General features: G+C 42.5%; 19 protein-coding genes. 13 read left to right on the top strand and 6 right to left on the bottom strand.

What is annotated here, in order from left to right; all coding sequences use genetic code 11:
* The first annotated feature begins 179 nt into the window (after nucleotides 1-179).
* The gene (locus tag B9T23_RS03385) at nucleotides 180-1,037 is read left to right on the top strand and encodes an alpha/beta fold hydrolase (protein ID WP_086192998.1); all 858 of its coding nucleotides are present in this window, start codon (nucleotides 180-182) and stop codon (nucleotides 1,035-1,037) included.
* Nucleotides 1,038-1,112: 75 nt separating this feature from the next.
* On the opposite strand, the gene B9T23_RS03380 is transcribed toward B9T23_RS03385, so the two are convergent.
* Both B9T23_RS03380 and hcaR read right to left on the bottom strand, forming a co-directional pair.
* Nucleotides 1,113-1,790, bottom strand: a complete 678-nt coding sequence (locus B9T23_RS03380) for a DUF1345 domain-containing protein (protein WP_086192997.1) — start codon at nucleotides 1,788-1,790, stop codon at nucleotides 1,113-1,115.
* 287 nt (nucleotides 1,791-2,077) lie between these two features.
* Nucleotides 2,078-2,977 carry a DNA-binding transcriptional regulator HcaR gene (gene hcaR, locus B9T23_RS03375; RefSeq protein ID WP_067722178.1) on the bottom strand — a complete coding sequence of 300 codons (900 nt, stop codon included), beginning with the start codon at nucleotides 2,975-2,977 and terminating at the stop codon, nucleotides 2,078-2,080.
* Between the two features lie 281 nt (nucleotides 2,978-3,258).
* Here hcaR and hcaE point away from each other — a divergent pair, with 281 nt between their 5' ends.
* The 10 genes from hcaE (at nucleotide 3,259) to B9T23_RS03325 (ending at nucleotide 12,118) form a co-directional block, all read left to right on the top strand.
* Nucleotides 3,259-4,626 (top strand): 3-phenylpropionate/cinnamic acid dioxygenase subunit alpha, encoded by a 1,368-nt coding sequence (gene hcaE / locus B9T23_RS03370; protein ID WP_086192996.1) that lies wholly within the window; start codon nucleotides 3,259-3,261, stop codon nucleotides 4,624-4,626.
* The gene (gene hcaF / locus B9T23_RS03365; protein ID WP_067722174.1) at nucleotides 4,623-5,141 is read left to right on the top strand and encodes a 3-phenylpropionate/cinnamic acid dioxygenase subunit beta; all 519 of its coding nucleotides are present in this window, start codon (nucleotides 4,623-4,625) and stop codon (nucleotides 5,139-5,141) included. Before hcaE ends, hcaF begins: the two co-directional genes overlap by 4 nt.
* Nucleotides 5,141-5,467 carry a 3-phenylpropionate/cinnamic acid dioxygenase ferredoxin subunit gene (gene hcaC, locus B9T23_RS03360; protein WP_067722172.1) on the top strand — a complete coding sequence of 109 codons (327 nt, stop codon included), beginning with the start codon at nucleotides 5,141-5,143 and terminating at the stop codon, nucleotides 5,465-5,467. Before hcaF ends, hcaC begins: the two co-directional genes overlap by 1 nt.
* Nucleotides 5,468-5,469: 2 nt before the next feature.
* Entirely contained in the window at nucleotides 5,470-6,285 is an 816-nt protein-coding gene (gene hcaB, locus B9T23_RS03355) for a 3-phenylpropionate-dihydrodiol/cinnamic acid-dihydrodiol dehydrogenase (protein WP_067722169.1), read from the top strand.
* 80 nt (nucleotides 6,286-6,365) lie between these two features.
* The gene (locus tag B9T23_RS03350; protein ID WP_086192995.1) at nucleotides 6,366-7,331 is read left to right on the top strand and encodes a 3-carboxyethylcatechol 2,3-dioxygenase; all 966 of its coding nucleotides are present in this window, start codon (nucleotides 6,366-6,368) and stop codon (nucleotides 7,329-7,331) included.
* Between the two features lie 5 nt (nucleotides 7,332-7,336).
* Nucleotides 7,337-8,563, top strand: a complete 1,227-nt coding sequence (hcaD, locus tag B9T23_RS03345; RefSeq protein ID WP_086192994.1) for a 3-phenylpropionate/cinnamic acid dioxygenase ferredoxin--NAD(+) reductase subunit — start codon at nucleotides 7,337-7,339, stop codon at nucleotides 8,561-8,563.
* Between the two features lie 152 nt (nucleotides 8,564-8,715).
* Complete coding sequence (locus B9T23_RS16730; protein WP_171263041.1) at nucleotides 8,716-8,874, top strand: hypothetical protein; 159 nt, start codon at nucleotides 8,716-8,718, stop codon at nucleotides 8,872-8,874.
* 11 nt (nucleotides 8,875-8,885) lie between these two features.
* Nucleotides 8,886-9,794 (top strand): DMT family transporter, encoded by a 909-nt coding sequence (locus B9T23_RS03335; protein ID WP_086192992.1) that lies wholly within the window; start codon nucleotides 8,886-8,888, stop codon nucleotides 9,792-9,794.
* A gap of 250 nt (nucleotides 9,795-10,044) precedes the next feature.
* Nucleotides 10,045-10,983 carry a cation diffusion facilitator family transporter gene (locus B9T23_RS03330; RefSeq protein ID WP_086192991.1) on the top strand — a complete coding sequence of 313 codons (939 nt, stop codon included), beginning with the start codon at nucleotides 10,045-10,047 and terminating at the stop codon, nucleotides 10,981-10,983.
* A gap of 76 nt (nucleotides 10,984-11,059) precedes the next feature.
* Complete coding sequence (locus tag B9T23_RS03325) at nucleotides 11,060-12,118, top strand: MBL fold metallo-hydrolase (protein WP_086192990.1); 1,059 nt, start codon at nucleotides 11,060-11,062, stop codon at nucleotides 12,116-12,118.
* Nucleotides 12,119-12,124: 6 nt separating this feature from the next.
* Here B9T23_RS03325 and B9T23_RS03320 read toward each other — a convergent pair whose 3' ends face one another.
* The gene (locus tag B9T23_RS03320; RefSeq protein ID WP_086192989.1) at nucleotides 12,125-12,526 is read right to left on the bottom strand and encodes a DoxX-like family protein; all 402 of its coding nucleotides are present in this window, start codon (nucleotides 12,524-12,526) and stop codon (nucleotides 12,125-12,127) included.
* Nucleotides 12,516-12,959 carry a thiol-disulfide oxidoreductase DCC family protein gene (locus B9T23_RS03315; protein ID WP_086192988.1) on the bottom strand — a complete coding sequence of 148 codons (444 nt, stop codon included), beginning with the start codon at nucleotides 12,957-12,959 and terminating at the stop codon, nucleotides 12,516-12,518. Before B9T23_RS03315 ends, B9T23_RS03320 begins: the two co-directional genes overlap by 11 nt.
* Before the next feature lie 387 nt (nucleotides 12,960-13,346).
* Here B9T23_RS03315 and katG point away from each other — a divergent pair, with 387 nt between their 5' ends.
* A complete protein-coding gene (katG, locus tag B9T23_RS03310) occupies nucleotides 13,347-15,530 on the top strand; it encodes a catalase/peroxidase HPI (RefSeq protein WP_086192987.1) in 2,184 nt (727 codons plus the stop codon).
* A gap of 231 nt (nucleotides 15,531-15,761) precedes the next feature.
* On the opposite strand, the gene B9T23_RS03305 is transcribed toward katG, so the two are convergent.
* Nucleotides 15,762-16,196 carry an Imm44 family immunity protein gene (locus tag B9T23_RS03305; RefSeq protein ID WP_086192986.1) on the bottom strand — a complete coding sequence of 145 codons (435 nt, stop codon included), beginning with the start codon at nucleotides 16,194-16,196 and terminating at the stop codon, nucleotides 15,762-15,764.
* A 394-nt stretch (nucleotides 16,197-16,590) separates the two neighbouring features.
* Nucleotides 16,591-17,226: a TetR/AcrR family transcriptional regulator gene (locus B9T23_RS03300; RefSeq protein WP_086192985.1), complete on the bottom strand. Its 636-nt coding sequence runs from the start codon at nucleotides 17,224-17,226 to the stop codon at nucleotides 16,591-16,593.
* 94 nt (nucleotides 17,227-17,320) lie between these two features.
* Here B9T23_RS03300 and B9T23_RS03295 point away from each other — a divergent pair, with 94 nt between their 5' ends.
* Nucleotides 17,321-18,976, top strand: a complete 1,656-nt coding sequence (locus B9T23_RS03295; RefSeq protein ID WP_086192984.1) for an acyl-CoA dehydrogenase family protein — start codon at nucleotides 17,321-17,323, stop codon at nucleotides 18,974-18,976.
* Nucleotides 18,977-19,147 lie beyond the last annotated feature (171 nt).

Raw genomic sequence — 19,147 nt, 5'->3', positions numbered from 1 at the left:
GTATAAAAACAAAGACATAAATAATCGTTTTTTTATAGGGTTTGATCGTAAATTTGTATCAGTTTGCAGGTCTTGAACGGTTAATATAAAGATGTAAAAAGTCATTTTAATGAGTCAACTTGACGTCGAATTCTTGTAATAGAGGGACACGCAAGCTAAAGACTGTAAGAGGAATCAATATGAGCACTGTTCAAATCCCTGACTATCAAACAGATCCATTCTTTGGCTTAGAAGACAAATGGATTGAAACTGCTGAAGGCGAGTTGACGCATTACCACGAAATTGGTGAAGGTACACCTATTCTATTTTTACACGGTTCAGGTACAGGCGTATCTGCTGCTGCAAACTGGTGGTTAAACTTGCCACAAATTGGTGAGCAAGCGCGTTGTATCGCAATTGACACCATTGGTTATGGTCAAAGTGTGGTTGCGCCAAACACTGCTTACGGTATCCGTGCTTGGGTTGATCACGCAATCCGTACTTTAGATGCTTTAGGTATCGAAAAAACTTGGGTAGTGGGTAACTCTTTGGGTGGCTGGTTAGCATTCCAGATGGTGCTTGATTACCCTGAACGTGTTTTGGGTATCGTGTCTATGGGTACTGGCGGTGCGAAACAGACTGCTGCACTTAAAGCGCATGCTAATCCAGTGCTTACAGAAGAAGGCATCAAGAAAACCCTTTCTATGTTTGTTGTGAACAAAGACTTGATCACTGATGAACTGGTTAAAGTACGTTTTGATTCTGCGAAAAATGATTACGCGTCTGACCGTCTGATGGACGTTGTTGGCGCACGTGACCGTGACCGTTTCGAATTCCCGCTTGATTTCGAAAAAATGAAAGAAATCAAAGTTCCTGTACTTTTGATTCATGGCGTACAAGACGTGGTCATTCCTGTGTCTCGTTCATGGGATATCTTGAACATTGTTCCACATGCTGATGCACACATCTTCAGCCAATGTGGTCACTGGTCTCAAGTTGAAAAATCTGAAGAATTTAATACTGTAATTAAAAATTATTTAACAGCTCGTGGTGTTTAATCACGCTGTATGAATAAAATGAAAAAGGATGACAGTAGTCATCCTTTTTTTATGCCTTTAATTAACTACTCACAATTAAGTGCTAATAAGGTTAGCCGTCACATTGATGCTAATGGCCAAAATGGTGGTATTAAATCCATAGGCCAACAGCAAGTGCAAAGTATTTAATACACGCATCGATCGGGTGGTAATCGAAACATCCGCCGTTTGAGCTGAAGTTCCTACGACATAACTGAAATACAAAAAGTCAGGATAAGTCGGTTCAGGAGTTTTTGGAAAATCCAGTCCGCCATCTTTATGTTTTTCTAATGCCAGATAAAAGTCATGAGCATAATGAATGGCAAAGATGGTATGCATAAAAAACCAGGCAGAAACAAGGGTGAGGATGGATAAGATTAAGTGACCTGTTCGAATGGCGGAATCTGGGGGTAAATGATTAATTTCAATAACGATGGCAATGAAACACATGATTAAAGTCAGAATTACCAGCAGTAAAATCAGCCATTTGCTGGCATCTTGTTGTTGTGCAGGCTGCAAAATATGGGCATGTTCTGTACGCCATAATGTCTTTAGAGTTAAGAATAAATAGCCATAGATTGCTATATTCCAGCTGATTAAAAGACAGGTAGACCAGCCCCATTGGGTCAGCCAGTGCAAAAAATAATAGAAAACAGCGATTGCAGGAAAAGTAAAAAAGAAATAAGGGTGGTATCGAACACCTACTTTTATACGATGCAGCGGGTCTATTTGCATAATCTTCCCTATATTGGTCTTTATTTTTTACAAATATTTTAAAAAGGTTGTGCTGGGCTTATTAGACTTAAGTTGTAATTTTCTGATTATGAGATATTTTTATAAATGAGTGAAAGAAAAGTTATACGTTATTTCCCATAAAGATGGGCTTTGAAGTGGTGAATTTTTATAAGACTTCAGTCTAATGTGGTAGAAAAATAATCAAAATGGTGCAAAAAAAGACACCATTATTTATCAGAAAAATAATGGTGTGCTCAATTGAAAAAAGTGAATGTGTAAAAAATTGATCAATCGCGATTGATATTCAGATAAAACACGCGGGTCAGTAATTCAATAAATTTCTGTACAGCGACAGAACTACTGTTTTTGTGGTAACTCACATAGAGGTCGAGGTAAGGAAGCTCAACATCTAGCGTGCGAATGACAGAATTACTTGTGGTTAATGGGGCAACATAGCCCGGCAGAATGGTACAACCCAGTCCCATACCTACAGAGTTGATGTTAAACAAGATGTTGTCTGCTTTTTGCACAATGTTGAATTCAATCCCATTGGCTTTGGCAAAATCCAGAATCGCATTGTGTAGCGTTAAAGACTGTTCTGCTGCTGGAATAATAAAATCTATACCATTCAATGCTTTAACTGGGATGCGCTCATATTTGGCCAAGGGATGATTCTCTGGCAAAATAAAGATTAGCGGTTCGCGTAAAACAAATAAACTTTCAATTTCATCACTATTGAGGTTCTGGCGTGTAAAGGTCACATCCAGTTCACCTTTCTTCAATAGTTTAATTTGCTCACTGTTATTTAAACTGAGCAAATCAATTTTTAAATCCGGATTTTGTACACGTAAATTCGGTAGTACATAAGGGAAAATTTTCATTTCCGCGACTGGAACGAAGCCAATACGCAGCATTTGCTGTTTAGCTTGCGAGACTTGACGTGCCATGGCAATGGCTTTGTCGGCCTGTGCCAGCGTCAAACGGGCTTGTTCTAGAAATACTGCACCTTCTTCCGTGAGTTCAACTTTTCGTTTGGTACGATAGAGCAGTTGTACGCCTACATCTTCTTCAAGGTCTTTAATTTGCTGACTTAAAGAGGGTTGGGCGGTATAGAGCTTTAACGCCGCTTTACTAAAGTTTAGTTCTTCTGCAACGGTGATAAAATATCGAAGATGTCGTAATTCCATATAACCAATCCAATGAGTAATCCAAAAAATGTCTTACTATAATTTGAGGAGAGTATAATCTATAAACAACTATTACGTGAAGATGATTCTGCCATTTAGAAAATAAATGGTCTTGCATTTTTCATGACTGTTTTAATATAAGAAAAATGTCTGCTAATAATCTCTAAAATATCTTAATTGAAACAAAAAAAATATTTCACTAAAAGCCGCTATAAAACCATTATCCACTAAAAGTTGAGTCTATTTACTTTGTGACAGAGTACGTCACAGGAGAGCTTCTCATGAGTGGAAAAATTGATGTGCGCGAAATCGACGCTTTGGTCGATGCACAAAATGGTCGTATCTCGCCATATATCTACACAGATCCAGATTTATATGAATTAGAGCTTGAACGCGTTTTTGGTCGTACTTGGTTATTCCTGTGTCATGAAAGCCAAATTCCTAAAGCGGGCGATTTCTTCAATACCTATATGGGTGAAGACCCGATTATTGTAGCTCGTCAAAAAGATGGCTCAATCAAAGCATTTTTAAACCAGTGCCGTCACCGCTCTATGCGTGTGAGCTTCGCAGACTGTGGTAATACGCGTGCATTCACTTGCCCATACCACGGCTGGTCTTACGGTATTGATGGTTCACTTAAAGATATCCCGTTAGAAGATCGTGCATTCCCGCAAGGCGCATGCAAAGAAAAATGGGGTCTGGTTGAAGTTAACCGTGTTGAATCTTACAAAGGCTTAATCTTTGCTTGTTGGGATGAAACCACACCAGATTTAATCGAATATATGGGTGATATCGCTTGGTATCTTGATGGCGTATTAGACCGTCGTCCAGGTGGTACTGAAATCATCGGTGGTGTGCATAAGTGGGAAATCGAATGCAACTGGAAATTTGCAGCTGAACAGTTTGCATCTGACCAATACCACGCATTGTTCTCTCACGCATCTGCCATTCAGGTGTTGGGTGCAAAACCTGATGACGAATCCTCTAAGAAATTAGGTGCTGCTCAAACCGCTCGTCCAGTTTGGGAAACCGCTAAAGACGCGATCCAGTACGGTTCACGTGGTCATGGTTCAGGTTTCTTCTTTACTGAAAAACCAGACGCTAACGTGTGGGTAGACGGTGAAGTTGCCAACTACTTCCGTGAAACGTATGAAGAAGTGAAAGAACGTTTGGGTGAAACGCGCGCATTGCGTCTTGCGGGTCACAACAACATGTTCCCAACCATGTCTTGGTTGAACGGTACTGCAACACTTCGCGTATGGCACCCACGTGGTCCCAACAAAACTGAAGTGTGGGCATTCTGTATTGCCGATGCTGAAGCTTCGCAAGAAGTGAAAGAAGCATTCGAACGTTCTGCGACGCGTGCCTTCGGTCCTGCCGGTTTCCTTGAGCAAGATGACTCTGAGAACTGGATTGAGATTCAAAAAGTTTTACGTGGTTATAAAGCACGTAATAACCCACTCATTATGGAAATGGGCTTGGGTCACGAGAAGAAACGTGAAGATGGTATTCCAGGGATTACCAACTACATTTTCTCTGAAACTGCAGCACGTGGCTTATACCGCCGTTGGGCAGACCTGTTGATCCATGAAAAATGGGAAGACGTAGAGAAAGCAGCTGACGAATACGAGAAGGAGCTAATGAAATGAGTCAGATCAGTTTAGAACTTCATCATCAAATTAGTCAGTTTCTATATCGTGAAGGCAAAGCGCTAGACGACTGGAAATTCCGCGATTGGCTGGATATGTTGGCGGAAGACATTTCTTATACGCTACGTACCACGCCAAATGCACAAACCCGTGACCGTCGCCGTTCAGTTGAACCACCGACGACTTGGGTGTTTAACGATACCAAAGACTTGCTCGAACGTCGTGTTGCGCGTCTTGAAACCGGTATGGCTTGGGCTGAAGAGCCTCCATCACGTACGACTCACATGGTGAGCAACGTGATTGTAGAGCCGACTGAAGTTGAAGGCGAATACGACGTGTACGTAACTTATTTGTTATACCGTACGCAAAAAGAGAAAGACGTAACGATTTACTGTGGTAAGCGTCACGACAAGATCCGTAAAGTTGAAAGTGATTTGGGCTTCCAGATTTTCAACCGTAAAATTACGTTAGATCAAGTGACCTATAACTCACATAACCTGAGTGTATTCTTCTAATGAATAAGATTTTTGTTTGCCAAGTTGACGAATTAGACGAAGGCGAAGCGCTAAAAGTAGATTGCGGCGTGAACGGTATTGAAGCGCTTGCAGTGTTCAACAATGGCGGAGAATTCTTCGCCATGAATGACCGTTGTTCACATGGTAATGCTTCTATGTCTGAAGGTTATCTTGAAGATGATGGTACGGTTGAATGCCCACTGCATTCAGCACGTTTCTGCTTGAAAACAGGTGAAGCTTTATGTCTACCTGCAACTGATCCAATCAAAACTTTCCCGGTGATTGTTGAAGATGGTCAATTGTTCGTAGAGATGGCAGGAGAGTAATCATGGGTTGGCTACAAGGCGAAGTTGCACTGATTACTGGTGGTGGTTCAGGTCTGGGTTGGGCTTTGGTTGAGCGTTTCTTGGAAGAGGGCGCACAAGTTGCGGTTCTTCAACGTTCAAAAGCAAAAGTGGATGCCTTGAACGAACACTTCGGTGGTAAAGTTCTTGCGATTGAAGGTGATGTAGCCAGCTATGCAGACAATGTCCGTGCTGTTCAAGCAACCGTTGAGCGTTTTGGTAAGCTTGACTGTTTCGTGGGTAATGCCGGCATCTGGGATCACTACGCTGATATCGTCAATACCTCTGGCGAGCAGCTGGAAAAAGCCTTTGATGAAATCATGGGCATTAACACCAAATCGTTAATTCTGGGTGCCAAAGCTGCGCTAGATGAGTTAGTGAAATCTGAAGGTTCAATCATCTTCACATTGTCTAATTCTGCATTGTATTCAGCAGGTGGTGGTCCAGTCTACACTGCATCTAAACATGCGGGCGTAGGCATCATGAAAGAACTTGCTTATGAACTTGCACCGAAAGTGCGCGTCAATGCAGTTGCCCCATCAGGCATGAACGTGAATATCAAAGGTGCGGCATCACTAGGTCAGGAAAATCTTGGTCTGCTCGATGCACGTGATCCCGAGAAAATTGCCCGTGGCATGCCGTTGAATTTCTTACCAGAACCTGAAGATATGACTGGTTCTTATGTATTGCTGGCGTCTCGTGCCAATAACCGTCCGCTGACGGGTGTTTTAATTAACGCTGAATGTGGTTTGGGTATTCGTGGTTTACGTCAGCCGCGTGCAGGCTTCTTTGAAGACTAAATCTTTAAAGAGTTAAAACGTTTAAATACAAAGAACTATACTCGGCAGCCTTTTGGCTGCCTTCCGTTTAGGAGTCAAACATGGCCGTTAAACTTATTTGTGCCTCACACAGCCCATTAATGGAATTTGCTTCGCCACAACGTGCAGAACAGGAAACCAATGTTCGTGCCGCGTTTGAAAAAATGGCAGCTGAAGTCAAAGCCTTTGATCCAACTTTAATTATTACTTTTGGACCCGACCATTTTAACGGTTTCTTTTATGACTTAATGCCAAGTTTCTGCGTGGGTATTCGTGCCACAGCCGCAGGGGACTGGAATTATGGTGCAGAGAACAACAAGATTAATGTGCCTGAAGATACTGCGCTTGCCCTGGTGCGCCGCGTATTGGATGAAGGTGTAGATGTTGCCTATTCTTACCGCATGCAGGCCGACCATGGTGTGACTCAACCTTTGCATTTCCTATGCGATGGTCAACTCGATCGTTATCCAACGATTCCGGTATTTATTAATGGTGCCGCAGCACCTATGCCAACGACGAAACGTACTGTGGCTTTAGGTCGCGCGATTGGTCAGTTCATCAAATCGTTAAATCTTGAAAATGAACGTGTTCTTATTTTAGGAACAGGTGGTCTTTCGCATGATCCACCGACACCGCAAATGGGTTCTGTTCCGCCTGAAGTGGAAGAATTCCTGATTTGTGGTCGTAATCCTAGTCCTGAAGCACGTACAGCGCGTCAAGCAAAAGTGATTGCAGTCGGTCAAAAACTGGCAGCAGGGGATACCTCTGTTGCCGTGCCTTTAAATGCTGAATGGGATATCGCATTGCTTGAAACCTTCAAGAATGCTGATTTCGCAGCGATTGAAGCGATGACTGAAGCAGAAATTCGCCGTGAAGGTGGCCGTGGTGGTCAGGAAGTTCGTTCATGGATTGCAGCTTTTGCAGCACTCTCTGAATTGGGCGAATACGAAATGACCACTCAAGTCTATGAAGCAATCAGTGAATGGATTGCAGGCTTCGGCATTGTATCTGCAGAATTAAAAGGGTAAAGCACATGAGTAACATCGAAACCATCGTTATTGTAGGTGCAGGTCAAGCCGGTGCCAGCGCCATTTTAGAACTTCGTGCCAACAAGTATGAAGGCAAAATCATTTTGGTGGGTGATGAAACGCATCTTCCTTATGAGCGTCCGCCTTTATCTAAAGATGTGATCTTAAAACCTGAAGACACTAAGATCGAAATTCTGTCAGAACAAAAACTGGCTGATTTGAATGTTGAAGTGATTCGTGGCAATGGCGTGGTGAAAATCAATGCTGAAGATCACAATGTGGTTCTGAAAAATGGCGATGTAGTTGCATACGACAAGTTGCTTCTTGCCACTGGTGGTGCAGCGCGTCGTTTACCGAACTTCGATGCTTTGGGTAAACATGTTTATACCTTGCGTAACCTTGAAGACTCTCAAGCGCTTGTTCCTGTGCTTCAAGCCGGTCGTCGTCTCATCCTGATTGGTGGCGGTGTGATTGGTCTTGAACTTGCATCATCTGCGCGTTTTAAAGATTGCCAAGTGACTGTGATTGAAATGGGTCCAATGGTGATGGGTCGTTGTTCACCACGAATTCTGAGCGAATTTTTGCTTGAACAACACCGTGCCAAAGGTGTGGATGTTCGTCTTTCAACTCAGATTGCGGATTGCCGACTGGATGGCGAAGAAGTGGTTGTCACTCTGGAAGGTGGCGAAGAACTTCGCGCTGATGCTGTGGTTTACGGTATTGGGATTGTGCCAAATGCTCAGCTTGCAGTGACTGCCAGTCTTGATGTTGACGTGGCGATTAAAGTCAATGAGAACTGTCAAACTTCAAATGCTGATATTTATGCCGCAGGCGATGTGGCAACCCAACTTCGCGCAGATGGTGAATTCCGTCGTGTGGAAACTTGGGAAAATGCCAATCTTCAAGCCGGTATTTTCGCGCGTCATGTAATGGGCGTAGAGCATCCGAAAGCCAATCCAGCCTGGTTCTGGACGGATCAACTGGATATCAATTTCCAGTTTGTCGGCGATATGGCAGCGGCTCAATGGCTGGTTCGCGGTGAAATGGATGCAGCCAAAGGTGCAGACAATTCATTCGTGATGTACGGTGTGACGGATGGTCAAATCGTTGCCGGCATTACCGTCAATGCTGCAAAAGAAATGCGTCATTTGAAAAAAATGATCAGCAAAAATACTGCTTTCGAAGCTGAAAAACATCTAGATTTGGCACAAGATTTACGCAAAATTGCTTAAGTTTTAGTTCGCCCAATCAGGAACAGACCTCTGCTTTGCTCAGGTCTGTTTTTTTTATGTTTGCTAGATGGCTTTTTCATCACCACACATCATATTGTGGTTTTAAAAGGCTTTGCGTCGGTGCTGCCTTACTTTTGAGAAATGAACCATACATGGCGCAAGGTGACAAAAATCTTTTGCTGATCTTGAGAAGTGTACTTCGCGAGATGTCCATATACCCCAGATCAGCGGGCGGCATCCCTGCCACCATTAGTATTGTTGATAGTGGATTTGAACAAGAATTTAGTTCAATTCTTTCTAATAAAATTTAATTGAGCAATTTATGAATTCAAACTCATCTCCTATGGTGGTCACGGCAAGTATCTACGCCTTACTGGTTCTGATCTGGGCCACCACACCACTGGCGATTGTCTGGAGCGTACAGGAAGTCCATCCGATGTGGGTGCTGATTATCCGTTACTTCGGGGCATCCATCATTGCGCTGTTTTTATTGAAACTGATGCGTGATCCCTTGCCATTTGATCAGACTTCAATGAAAAGTTACCTGGCGGGGAGCTTAAATTTAATTGGTGCACAGCTGTTTATCTATATTGCTGCCAATTATCTGACCTCGGGTTTGATGGCGCTGATCTTCGGTTTTTCCCCTTTAATTGCAGGCTTGATTGGGCACGTCATTTTAAAAACCCAAAAGCTGATCTGGTTACAATGGCTGGGTATGGCGATTGCGGTTTCAGGTTTAAGCTTTGTTTTTGCCGATTCAGCAGACAGCAAGATCAATCCGATTGGTGTGGTACTGATGCTGATCAGTATGGTGTCCTATATCAGCTCAATTTTTTGGGTGAAACAGATTAATGCACCGCTTAGTCCGATGTCACAAGCCACGGGTTCTTTGATTATTTCAGCCTTAGGTTCGTTGTGTTTATTGCCGTTTATCTGGCAGCACATGCCGACTCAAATGCCAGGCATGCAAACCATGATTGGTTTTGTCTTTACCATGATCATGTCTTCAATTGTGGCGATGCTGTGTTACTTCTGGCTGATTCGCCGTTTAGCTGCATCGACTGTGTCGCTGAGTAACGTGATGACGCCCATCATTGCTCTGGTACTGGGTGCAACTTTAAATCATGAGCATATCAGTTCGAATGCTTTTATCGGCATTGCTGTGGTGATGTTTGGGATCGTGATGTATTTCTGGAAAGAATGGCGCGAACAGTATTTTTCCAAGCTTTAAATTCATTTCAGGAATTATAAAAGGAAGCTTAAGCTTCCTTTTTTCGGTCTTTACTTGCCTTCAGTATTAGTTTGGGGGCAGCTATGTACTTCAAAGCCATTGGCAAATTTCTAAAATCGGTTTGGTCTTCTAAAGAATACAACAACAAAACGTAAAGAATTTATTGCTGCAATTTGGTTAATATAAAATTGGATATAGAGAAAAATCAAATAGATCTGTTTGATAACAATAACGCTTAGGACAAACCTGAATGTCTGACTCGAATAAAGTGGTGGTCTACGCAGCTTTGCTTGGTAATCTGGCCATAGCTTTGGTGAAGTTTATTGCCGCATATATCACCAATAGTTCCGCCATGCTGAGTGAAGCTGTTCACTCGGTTGTCGATACGCTGAATGAAATTTTACTGCTGTACGGCATGAAAAAATCGCAACGCCCGGGAGATGTAAAACATCCCTTTGGTTATGGCCGTGAACTGTATTTTTGGGCGTTTATTGTTGCACTGATGGTTTTTGCATTAGGTGCAGTGGTGTCTATTTATCAGGGTATACAGCATGTACGTCATCCTGAAGAAATGCTTAATCCGACCCTAAATTACATTGTTTTAGGCATCGCAATTTTATGTGAAGGGGTATCCTGGTTTGTGGCTTTAAAAGCTTTTCGTAAGACCAAAGGTGAGCTAGGTTACTTCGAGGCTTTTCGTCGTAGTAAAGATCCGACGACATTCACGGTTTTGTTTGAAGATACCGCAGCTTTATGTGGTCTGTTTATTGCCTTGATCGGGATTTATTTGGCACACACTTTAAATATTCCAGAATTAGACGGTGTTGCTTCAATCCTGATTGGGATTGTCTTGGCAGTCTCGGCCATTTTACTGGGACGGGAAACCAAGGGCTTATTACTGGGTGAGTCGGCGGCTCCTGAGTTACGTAATAATATCTTGCTGATTGCTCAGGAAGATGTGGCTGTACTTTCTGCCAATGGTGTATTGACTGAACAGATGGGCGCACATCAGGTACTGGCATCTTTAAGCCTGGAATTTGAAGACAATTTAAGTTCCGATGACATTGAAGCCTGCGTCAACAGAATTGAAGCGAAAATTAAACAGATTCATCCTGAAATTGTGGCATTGTTTATTAAACCGCAAACTAAAAAAGTGTGGTTGGAACGTATGAAAGGACGTTTGGAATAAAAACGTGATATATATGGCGCAATATTCAAAATATCGGATTTTGAATATTTAGGTCACACTAAGAAATTGAATGTACATGAAGCAAAAGACTGAGCAATTACACTTTCAACTCCCCACCCAAGACTGCTGGTCACATATCTGGCGTCAACCCTCATTCAAATTTATGTATTCGAATCACCACAATGGTGAACGATTCTTAAATACCGTGCCGCGTCCTGAAGGGCGTAGACGTGCCGAACTCTTCAAGTGGCTGCTTACCCGTAAGTCATCCACCTGGAAGATGGATGTAAATCATAATGAGCATGCTGAATCTGCTACGGCGAAACGGGCGATTCCGCAAGATCGTCCAGAGGCCAGCATCGACGACTGGCAAGTGTGGTTTGTGGGGCATGCCACCGTACTGTTGCAGATCGGGCCATATAACCTGCTCACCGATCCGGTGTGGGGTGAACATGCCAGTCCTAAACAGGGCAAAGGTCCAAAACGGGTTATTCCTGCAGGAATTGCTTTAGAAGAATTGCCGACCATTCATGCGGTGTTGCTCAGTCATAATCATTATGACCATATGGACTTGGCCACTTTACAGTGGTTGCATGACAAATTTGCCATGCCGATTTATACCGGACTTGGTAATTCATGGTATTTGCCAAAAAGTTACAATGTACTGGAAATGGACTGGTGGCAATCGTCCTTATTGCATGACTTAAAAATTATTTATACCCCGGCACAGCATTTCTCGGGTCGCGGCTTGCGTGATCAGAATCGGGCACTCTGGGGTGGTTTTTCAGTGCTTGCTGGAAAAGATCACTGTTTCTTTGCCGGGGATACCGGTTATTCACCGCATTTTAAAGAGATCCAGAGTCGTTTGGGTGCACCGCGTATTTCATTGTTACCGATTGGTGCTTATGAACCGCGTGAGCTGATGCGCTATATGCATATGAATCCGCAGGATGCTTTTCAGGCGCATCAGGATTTACGTTCCAAATGTTCTCTAGCCATTCATTATCGAACCTTTCAACTGACCGATGAAAGTCGGGAACAACCTGAGCTGGATTTAAAAGTTGCAATGAAAAACACTTCTAAATTGATGACGCCATTTATCTGTGTGCGGGAAGGGCGACGTTTGGTGGTTTGATTTTTTCTAAGCTTGCTGCGTGCGAAGCTTTAAAAGTTGAATGGCAATCATTGAAATAACGATCATGGCAATATTCATGATGACCGGATTAAATGCAGCGGTAAGCTGTAAGGGATCTGTAAACGTAATCAGCAGTAATAATCCACTCAGGCCCAAAATATTAAGTTGATGGATAAAGACTGCTTTTTGCCAAATAAGAAAAGTACAGCCAAACCCTATTTCAATGAGGCCGGATAGGGCAACAGCTATTTTCGCTAAATGCAGTTCTAACCCGATAGCTTGCCAAATAGCTATTTCAGCACTGGACTGAAATAGGATTTTAGGTACCAGTCCCTGATAAATCCAAAGAACAGCAAGCGTGATTTGAATGAGTTGAAGTGGTCTTTCTAATTGAAGCTTATGAGTCACGAATAGCGTGCTCCAAAAAATGACTTTTATTTTCAGCGGATGGAAGCAAGCAGTTGTCGGTTGTTCCAAAAAGCTGATAGCGATTTAAGGCTACACGTCTGTAGAGAAAATCCCGGATAAAACTTGGAACAAGATACCCTAAATTCATCAGGGAAAATGGCAGGCCGAGATGCTGCATGACTTTAAGCAGAGCAGTTGATTCTGTATACAGCTGAGCATTAAGAATGACCACCATCGTAGTGTAGTGAGTGGTTGACATGCCGTAATGCTGGAGAATTTCTTCACCTAAAGGGGATTGGGCAGACACTAATTTAAATTTAGATTTTCGATCATGCTTGATTAAAAAATTTGCCCAGCCATTGCATATGACACAAATTGCATCAAATAAAATAATGTCATGTTGTTGGATGATGTGCTCAATCTTATTTTGCATAGGTTTAAGCCCTATTTTATTGAGTTATAAATTACTAGGATGGGTCTACATTGTATACAGCTTAATGCTTTGATCATCAGGTTGTAAATCCAAAATTTAAAGTCATTTTTGGGGAAATGATCAGTATTGTGGTTGATCAAAATTATTATCAAACGATGAAAAAATTCTTTTTTTATATGGGCTTTAAATATAGCTTGAGAGATTCGATTGTAACTTTTTAAATTTAAAAAGTCTTTTTTTCCTAGTATCTTAGATAGAGAAAAACGATGGTTTCTATTTGTAAAATCAGCTTTAGCTAGACATAAAAAAAGACTATGTTGAAAAGGTAAATTTTTATTTAACGGTTCATGACAATAATCACTTAATGATTAAATTTGGAGCTTAGACATGACAGAAGCTACAGGGAAATGCCCATTCCATCAACAGGGCGGACATAGCAGTGCGACTGATTCAAATACCAATTGGTGGCCCAATGCTCTAAATCTCGACATTCTTTCCCAACACGACAAAAAAACCAATCCGATGGATCCGGACTTTGATTATGCCAAGGCATTCAACTCACTGGATTTAGAAGCAGTAAAACAAGACCTCCGTGAATTGATTAACAGCAGCCAAGACTGGTGGCCTTCAGACTGGGGCAGCTATATTGGCATGTTCGTACGTACCGCATGGCACTTGGCGGGTTCTTACCGCAAGCAAGATGGCCGTGGTGGTGCGAACACCGGCAACCAGCGTTTTGCGCCATTGAACAGCTGGCCAGATAACGTTAACACCGATAAAGGCCGTCGCCTGCTTTGGCCAGTGAAGAGAAAATACGGCAACAAAATTTCATGGGGCGATTTGATCATCCTCGCAGGTACAGTGGCCTATGAAGAAGCGGGTCTGAAAACCTTCGGTTTCGGTGGTGGTCGTCAAGACATCTGGCACCCTGAAAAAGACATTTACTGGGGTGAAGAGCGTGAATGGCTCGCACCGACTGAAAACCGTTACGAAAATGACCAAGACCGTAAATCGCTGGAAAATCCGCTTGCTGCAGTGCAAATGGGCTTGATCTATGTGAACCCTGAAGGTGTAGACGGCAAGCCTGATCCATTACGTACCGCCCAAGACATGCGTGTCACTTTTGACCGTATGGGGATGAATGACGAAGAAACTGTGGCATTAACCGCTGGTGGTCATACCATAGGTAAAGCACATGGTAACGGTAAAGCAGAACTTTTAGGTGCTGATGTTGAAAGTGCAGATGTAGAATTCCAAGGTCTGGGTTGGCACAACCCTGAAGGTACAGGCAATGCCGGAAATACCATGGTCAGTGGTCTGGAAGGTGCCTGGACCACACATCCAACCAAATGGGACAACGAATACTTCTATCTCTTGTTCACTTACGACTGGGCATTGACCAAGAGTCCTGCCGGCGCGAACCAGTGGGAACCGACCAACATCAAAGAGGAAGACAAACCGGTTGATGCGCACAACCCGAATGTACGACGCAACCCGATGATGACAGATGCCGATATGGCACTGAAAGTGGATCCTGAGTACCGTAAAATTTCTGAGCGTTTCTATAATGATCCTGCTTACTTCGCGGAAGTGTTTGCGCGTGCATGGTACAAGCTGACTCACCGTGATATGGGGCCAAAATCCCGTTACTTGGGTGCTGATGTGCCGAACGAAGATTTAATCTGGCAGGATCCGATTCCATCGGTGAACTACGTTCTGTCTGAAGCTGAAATTGATGAACTCAAAGCCAAGTTATTAAACAGCGGTTTAACGTCTGCTGAGCTCATTAATATCGCTTGGGACAGTGCGCGTACTTTCCGTGGTTCAGACTATCGCGGTGGTGCAAACGGTGCACGTATCCGCTTGGCGCCGCAAAAAGACTGGGTTGGTAACGAACCTGAACGTCTGGCAAAAGTATTGGCAAAACTTGAAGAAATTCAGGCAGGTCTTGAGAAGAAAGTCAGCATTGCAGACTTGATCGTACTCGGTGGTACGGCTGCGGTGGAAAAAGCGGCTCAAGCTGCGGGTGTAGACATTAAAGTTCCATTCCTTCCAGGACGAGGCGACGCAACTCAAGAGCAAACTGATGCCTATTCATTTGAAGATTTCGAACCTAAAGCAGATGGTTTCCGTAACTGGTTGAAAGACGACTATGTGGTACAGCCTGAAGAAATGTTGTTAGACCGTGCTCAGTTACTGGGTTTAACTGCACCTGAAATGACTGTATTGATCGGTGGTATGCGTGTACTTGGTACCAACTACGCGGGTGCGAAAGAAGGCGTATTCACAGACCGAGAAGGCGTATTAACTAACGACTTCTTCGTGAACCTGACTGACATGAAATACAACTGGAAGCCAGTGGGCAAGAACCGTTATCAAATTGTAGACCGTGCGACGGGTGCACCGAAGTGGACTGCCACACGTGCGGACCTGGTTTTCGGCTCAAACTCAGTGCTTCGTTCATATGCAGAAGTGTATGCACAAGATGACAACAAAGAAAAATTCGTCAAAGACTTTGTTGCCGCTTGGACAAAAGTGATGAATGCAGACCGTTTTGATGTGAAGAAATAATTTCACTGACATGTAAAAAACCGCCTTTAGAGGCGGTTTTTATGTGAAACAAGGATATCTCATATAAAAGCTAAATCTTACACACTTAGCTTTTTTATAGATTATAAAATATTGAAATTATTTAACTTATTCATTATATTTCGTATAACGTGTATTATGTTAATTTTAAAAAAACATACAAACAGGAAGGTTTTAAATATTAAAAATTATATTTTTATTCAGATTAACTGTCTAAATCCAGTTTTCCTCTTTTCCAATATTTAATACATCATCTTTGAGCTTTTTTAGCTCTTCAAAAACTTTTGAATCAAGTTTTGGACGAACTTTTTCAAACTTAATTTTTAATAAATCTAAACTCCTTAAAAGCATAGAAAAAATAAGTTTTTTTCGGCCCAAGTCATCTGTTGTCTTAAAACTTGTTGGATCAACTCTTAATCGAAAATCCATATTTTGGCGTTTAATAGAATAATAGATACGTTCTTCAAAACTATCTTCACCCATTATAATGATTATACAATCCCAACTATTTAACGGAATATTATAGGATTTATCATTTAGTCTCAGATTTAAGGTATCCTCAATGTAATTGCGTGCTGTAAATACCAAGTTAAGTTGCTCTTCAGTTATAACCTCTTTACTTAACTCACAGCCCAACCATATTTTCATAAATATATCCTAGTAATTATTTTTGTTCAAAAGAGGTCTAGAACCGAACGTAGCTACATTATTTAAAATTCTTTCAGTTTGCAATTCATGCCTATCAAAATTTATTCCTGAGACTGATTCATAGGAAAAGCTTTGCGCAACAAAGCCTTTAAAGCGTAAATTTTTATTTGAGACATTATTTTTTCTACGTTTTAAAAAAACAATCTTAGCTCAATTTAATTTCTATTTAACCTAATGGTGCTTATACGAAATGTAATTGAAATAATATTGTAATATCAATAATTTAATATAAAAAAAACGTTGAAAGATCAGCAGAATCCCGGCTTGGAAACAAGTCGGTTTTTTTTGTGAGCGATTTTGATGTGTTTTGCCAATTAAAAATGGATTTTTAACTTCAAAAAAGAACATTTTTATTAAAAATTAAGTTGACCAAAGTCTGAATAATATCCCTCTCGAACTCATCCCATTCCCCAAACTCTGGTTCCACCAACAGAGTTTGTGACACAAAGCCATAGCAGACCCGTTGCACATTTAGACCCATCCGTTTGAGCTGTTCAGCATCCTGAACAAAAGGTGCAAGAATGCTTTGCCACATCTGCACCATCATTTTATAACTTTTACGATAGCTCTCAATATTTGAAATCTGCCGTTCCAGTAAAAAAGTCTGCGCCCATAAAAACTGATGTGCCTGAATCTGCTCAAGCTGAAAGTGAATCACCTGCTGTAAGTAATCATCCAGAGCCAAATTGGGGGATAACTTGATCAGACTGTGTGCATAAGTTTTTAAGTCCTCGGCATTGTTTTTTACGTGTCTATGAATGGTTAGCGCGATCAAATCTTCCTTTTTGGAAAAATATTCATAAAACGTGCCCAAGCCTACACCGGCCAACTCGGTGATTTCCCGAATGGTAAGGTCATGTGCAGCACGCTCATGCAAAAGCCGAACAAAACTTTCCTGCAAGGCTTCCTGAGTCAGCTTGGCACGTGATTGACGCGGCTTGCGCCGTACTTGAATCTCTGGATTTTTCATAAAACTCTTTATCAAAGAAAGCCGAACATCCTGCGGCTATTTTTTCTCTATACTGGAGTGAAAAGCCCAGAACAACAAGCAGGAAAGATAAACGATGAATTCATGGATGACCCATCAGATCAGCAACCAGTTTGACGAACTGCAAGATTACAATCTATTTGAAACCGATCAGGTCTTGCAGGAAATCTTGACTCATTATGGCAGTCAGGATCAGGCAATCTTGTCACAGATGGGCAAAGTCGTGGGATCATCTGAATACTATGAATATGCAGATTTAGCCAATAAACACACGCCCATTTTGCATGCCTTTGATGCTAGAGGTCGCCGTAAAGACGTTGTGGAATTTCATCCGGCCTGGCACAAGTGGATGGCATTAAACCGCCAATTTGACAGTCATGCCCATCCATTTAATCATGCAGAATCATCTTCAAAATGGGTGGAATGGGCAGCGCGTTTTTACTTAAGCGGACAGGTTGAATGTGGCAGTTTATGTCCAACGTCGATGACGTTGGGCAGTATTCCCCTAATTCAGCGTGAACCTGAATTGTGGGCAAAAATTGGCGCAAAACTTCTGTCTACCGAATACGATGAACGTGACCTGCCGATTAGTCAGAAGAAATCGATCTGGCTGGGTATGGGTATGACGGAAAAGCAGGGCGGCTCAGACGTACGTGCCAATGAAACCATTGCCGTCCCTGTCGCCGAGTCAGGTCGTGGCAAGGCCTATTTGCTGACAGGACATAAATGGTTTTTTTCGGCTCCGATGTGCGATGCACATTTGGTCGTTGCCAAAACCGAGCAGGATGGCTTGGCCTGTTTCTTTGTACCGCGCTGGTTAGATGATGGCAGCAAAAATAAGATTTACATTCAGCGACTGAAGGAAAAAGTCGGTAACCGCAGCAACTCCAGTTCTGAAGTGGAATTTCAGGAAGCGTGGGGCATGATGATGGGTGAAGCAGGGCGCGGCATTCCGACCATTATTGAAATGGCAAATTACACCCGCCTGACCTGTTCCGTTGGTAGTACCGCCATGTTACGTCAGGCATTGGTACAGTGCATTGCTTATACCCGTCAGCGTAAGGCTTTTGGCAAACGCTTGGCCGAACAGCCTTTGATGCGTGCTGTGTTGGCAGATTTAGCTTTGGAAACCGAAGCAGCAATGCACTTAAGTTTTCATCTGGCGAATTGTTATGAATCTGATGATGCATTGTCGCAAGCATGGAAACGGATCATGACACCGGCCTCCAAGTTCTGGATTTGCAAACGAGCTGTTGAACTAAGTGGTGAGATGATGGAAATCTTCGGGGGCAATGGCTATGTCGATAACGGCATCATGGGACGTATTTTTAAAGAAGCACCGGTCAATACCATTTGGGAAGGTTCAGGCAATGTGATGTGCCTGGATGTATTACGTGCCATTCAGCGCGAACCTGAATCCATTGAAGTGTTGTTTCAAGATTTGGCCCCTACCACCATGCAAGATGTAACCTTGCAAAATGAATTGCAAAGCCTGTTTAAGTTATTCCATCAATCACCTGATGACTTGCAATTTATGGGACGTAGCCTGGTCAGCCGTCTGGTGATTTTGGCACAAGCAGTTTTATTGAAACGCCATGCACCTGATTTTGTCGCAAATGGATTTATCCAATCTCGTTATCGTGATTTTCACGGACAAGTGGTGGGGATGCTGAACCCTAAAGATGTAGATGTGGAGCGGTTGTTGGAGAGGGCATTGGCTAAAGAATATTAATTAGGCCATGAAAGCTCTCCCTCCCTTGGGGGATGAGAAATATATTCTGCAAAAGAGGGAGGGTTTAAAAATTATAAATTTGGGTTTGATGTTTAAATTTTTTGCACGCTTAAAACGACTTGAAATTTGTACAAATTAGCGCAATATATGCTTCACATCGACTCGATGTGA

This window comes from Acinetobacter terrae (assembly GCF_002135195.1).
GTDB classification, from domain to species: Bacteria; Pseudomonadota; Gammaproteobacteria; order Pseudomonadales; family Moraxellaceae; genus Acinetobacter; species Acinetobacter terrae.
This window is presented reverse-complemented; position numbering and strand designations above follow the sequence as displayed.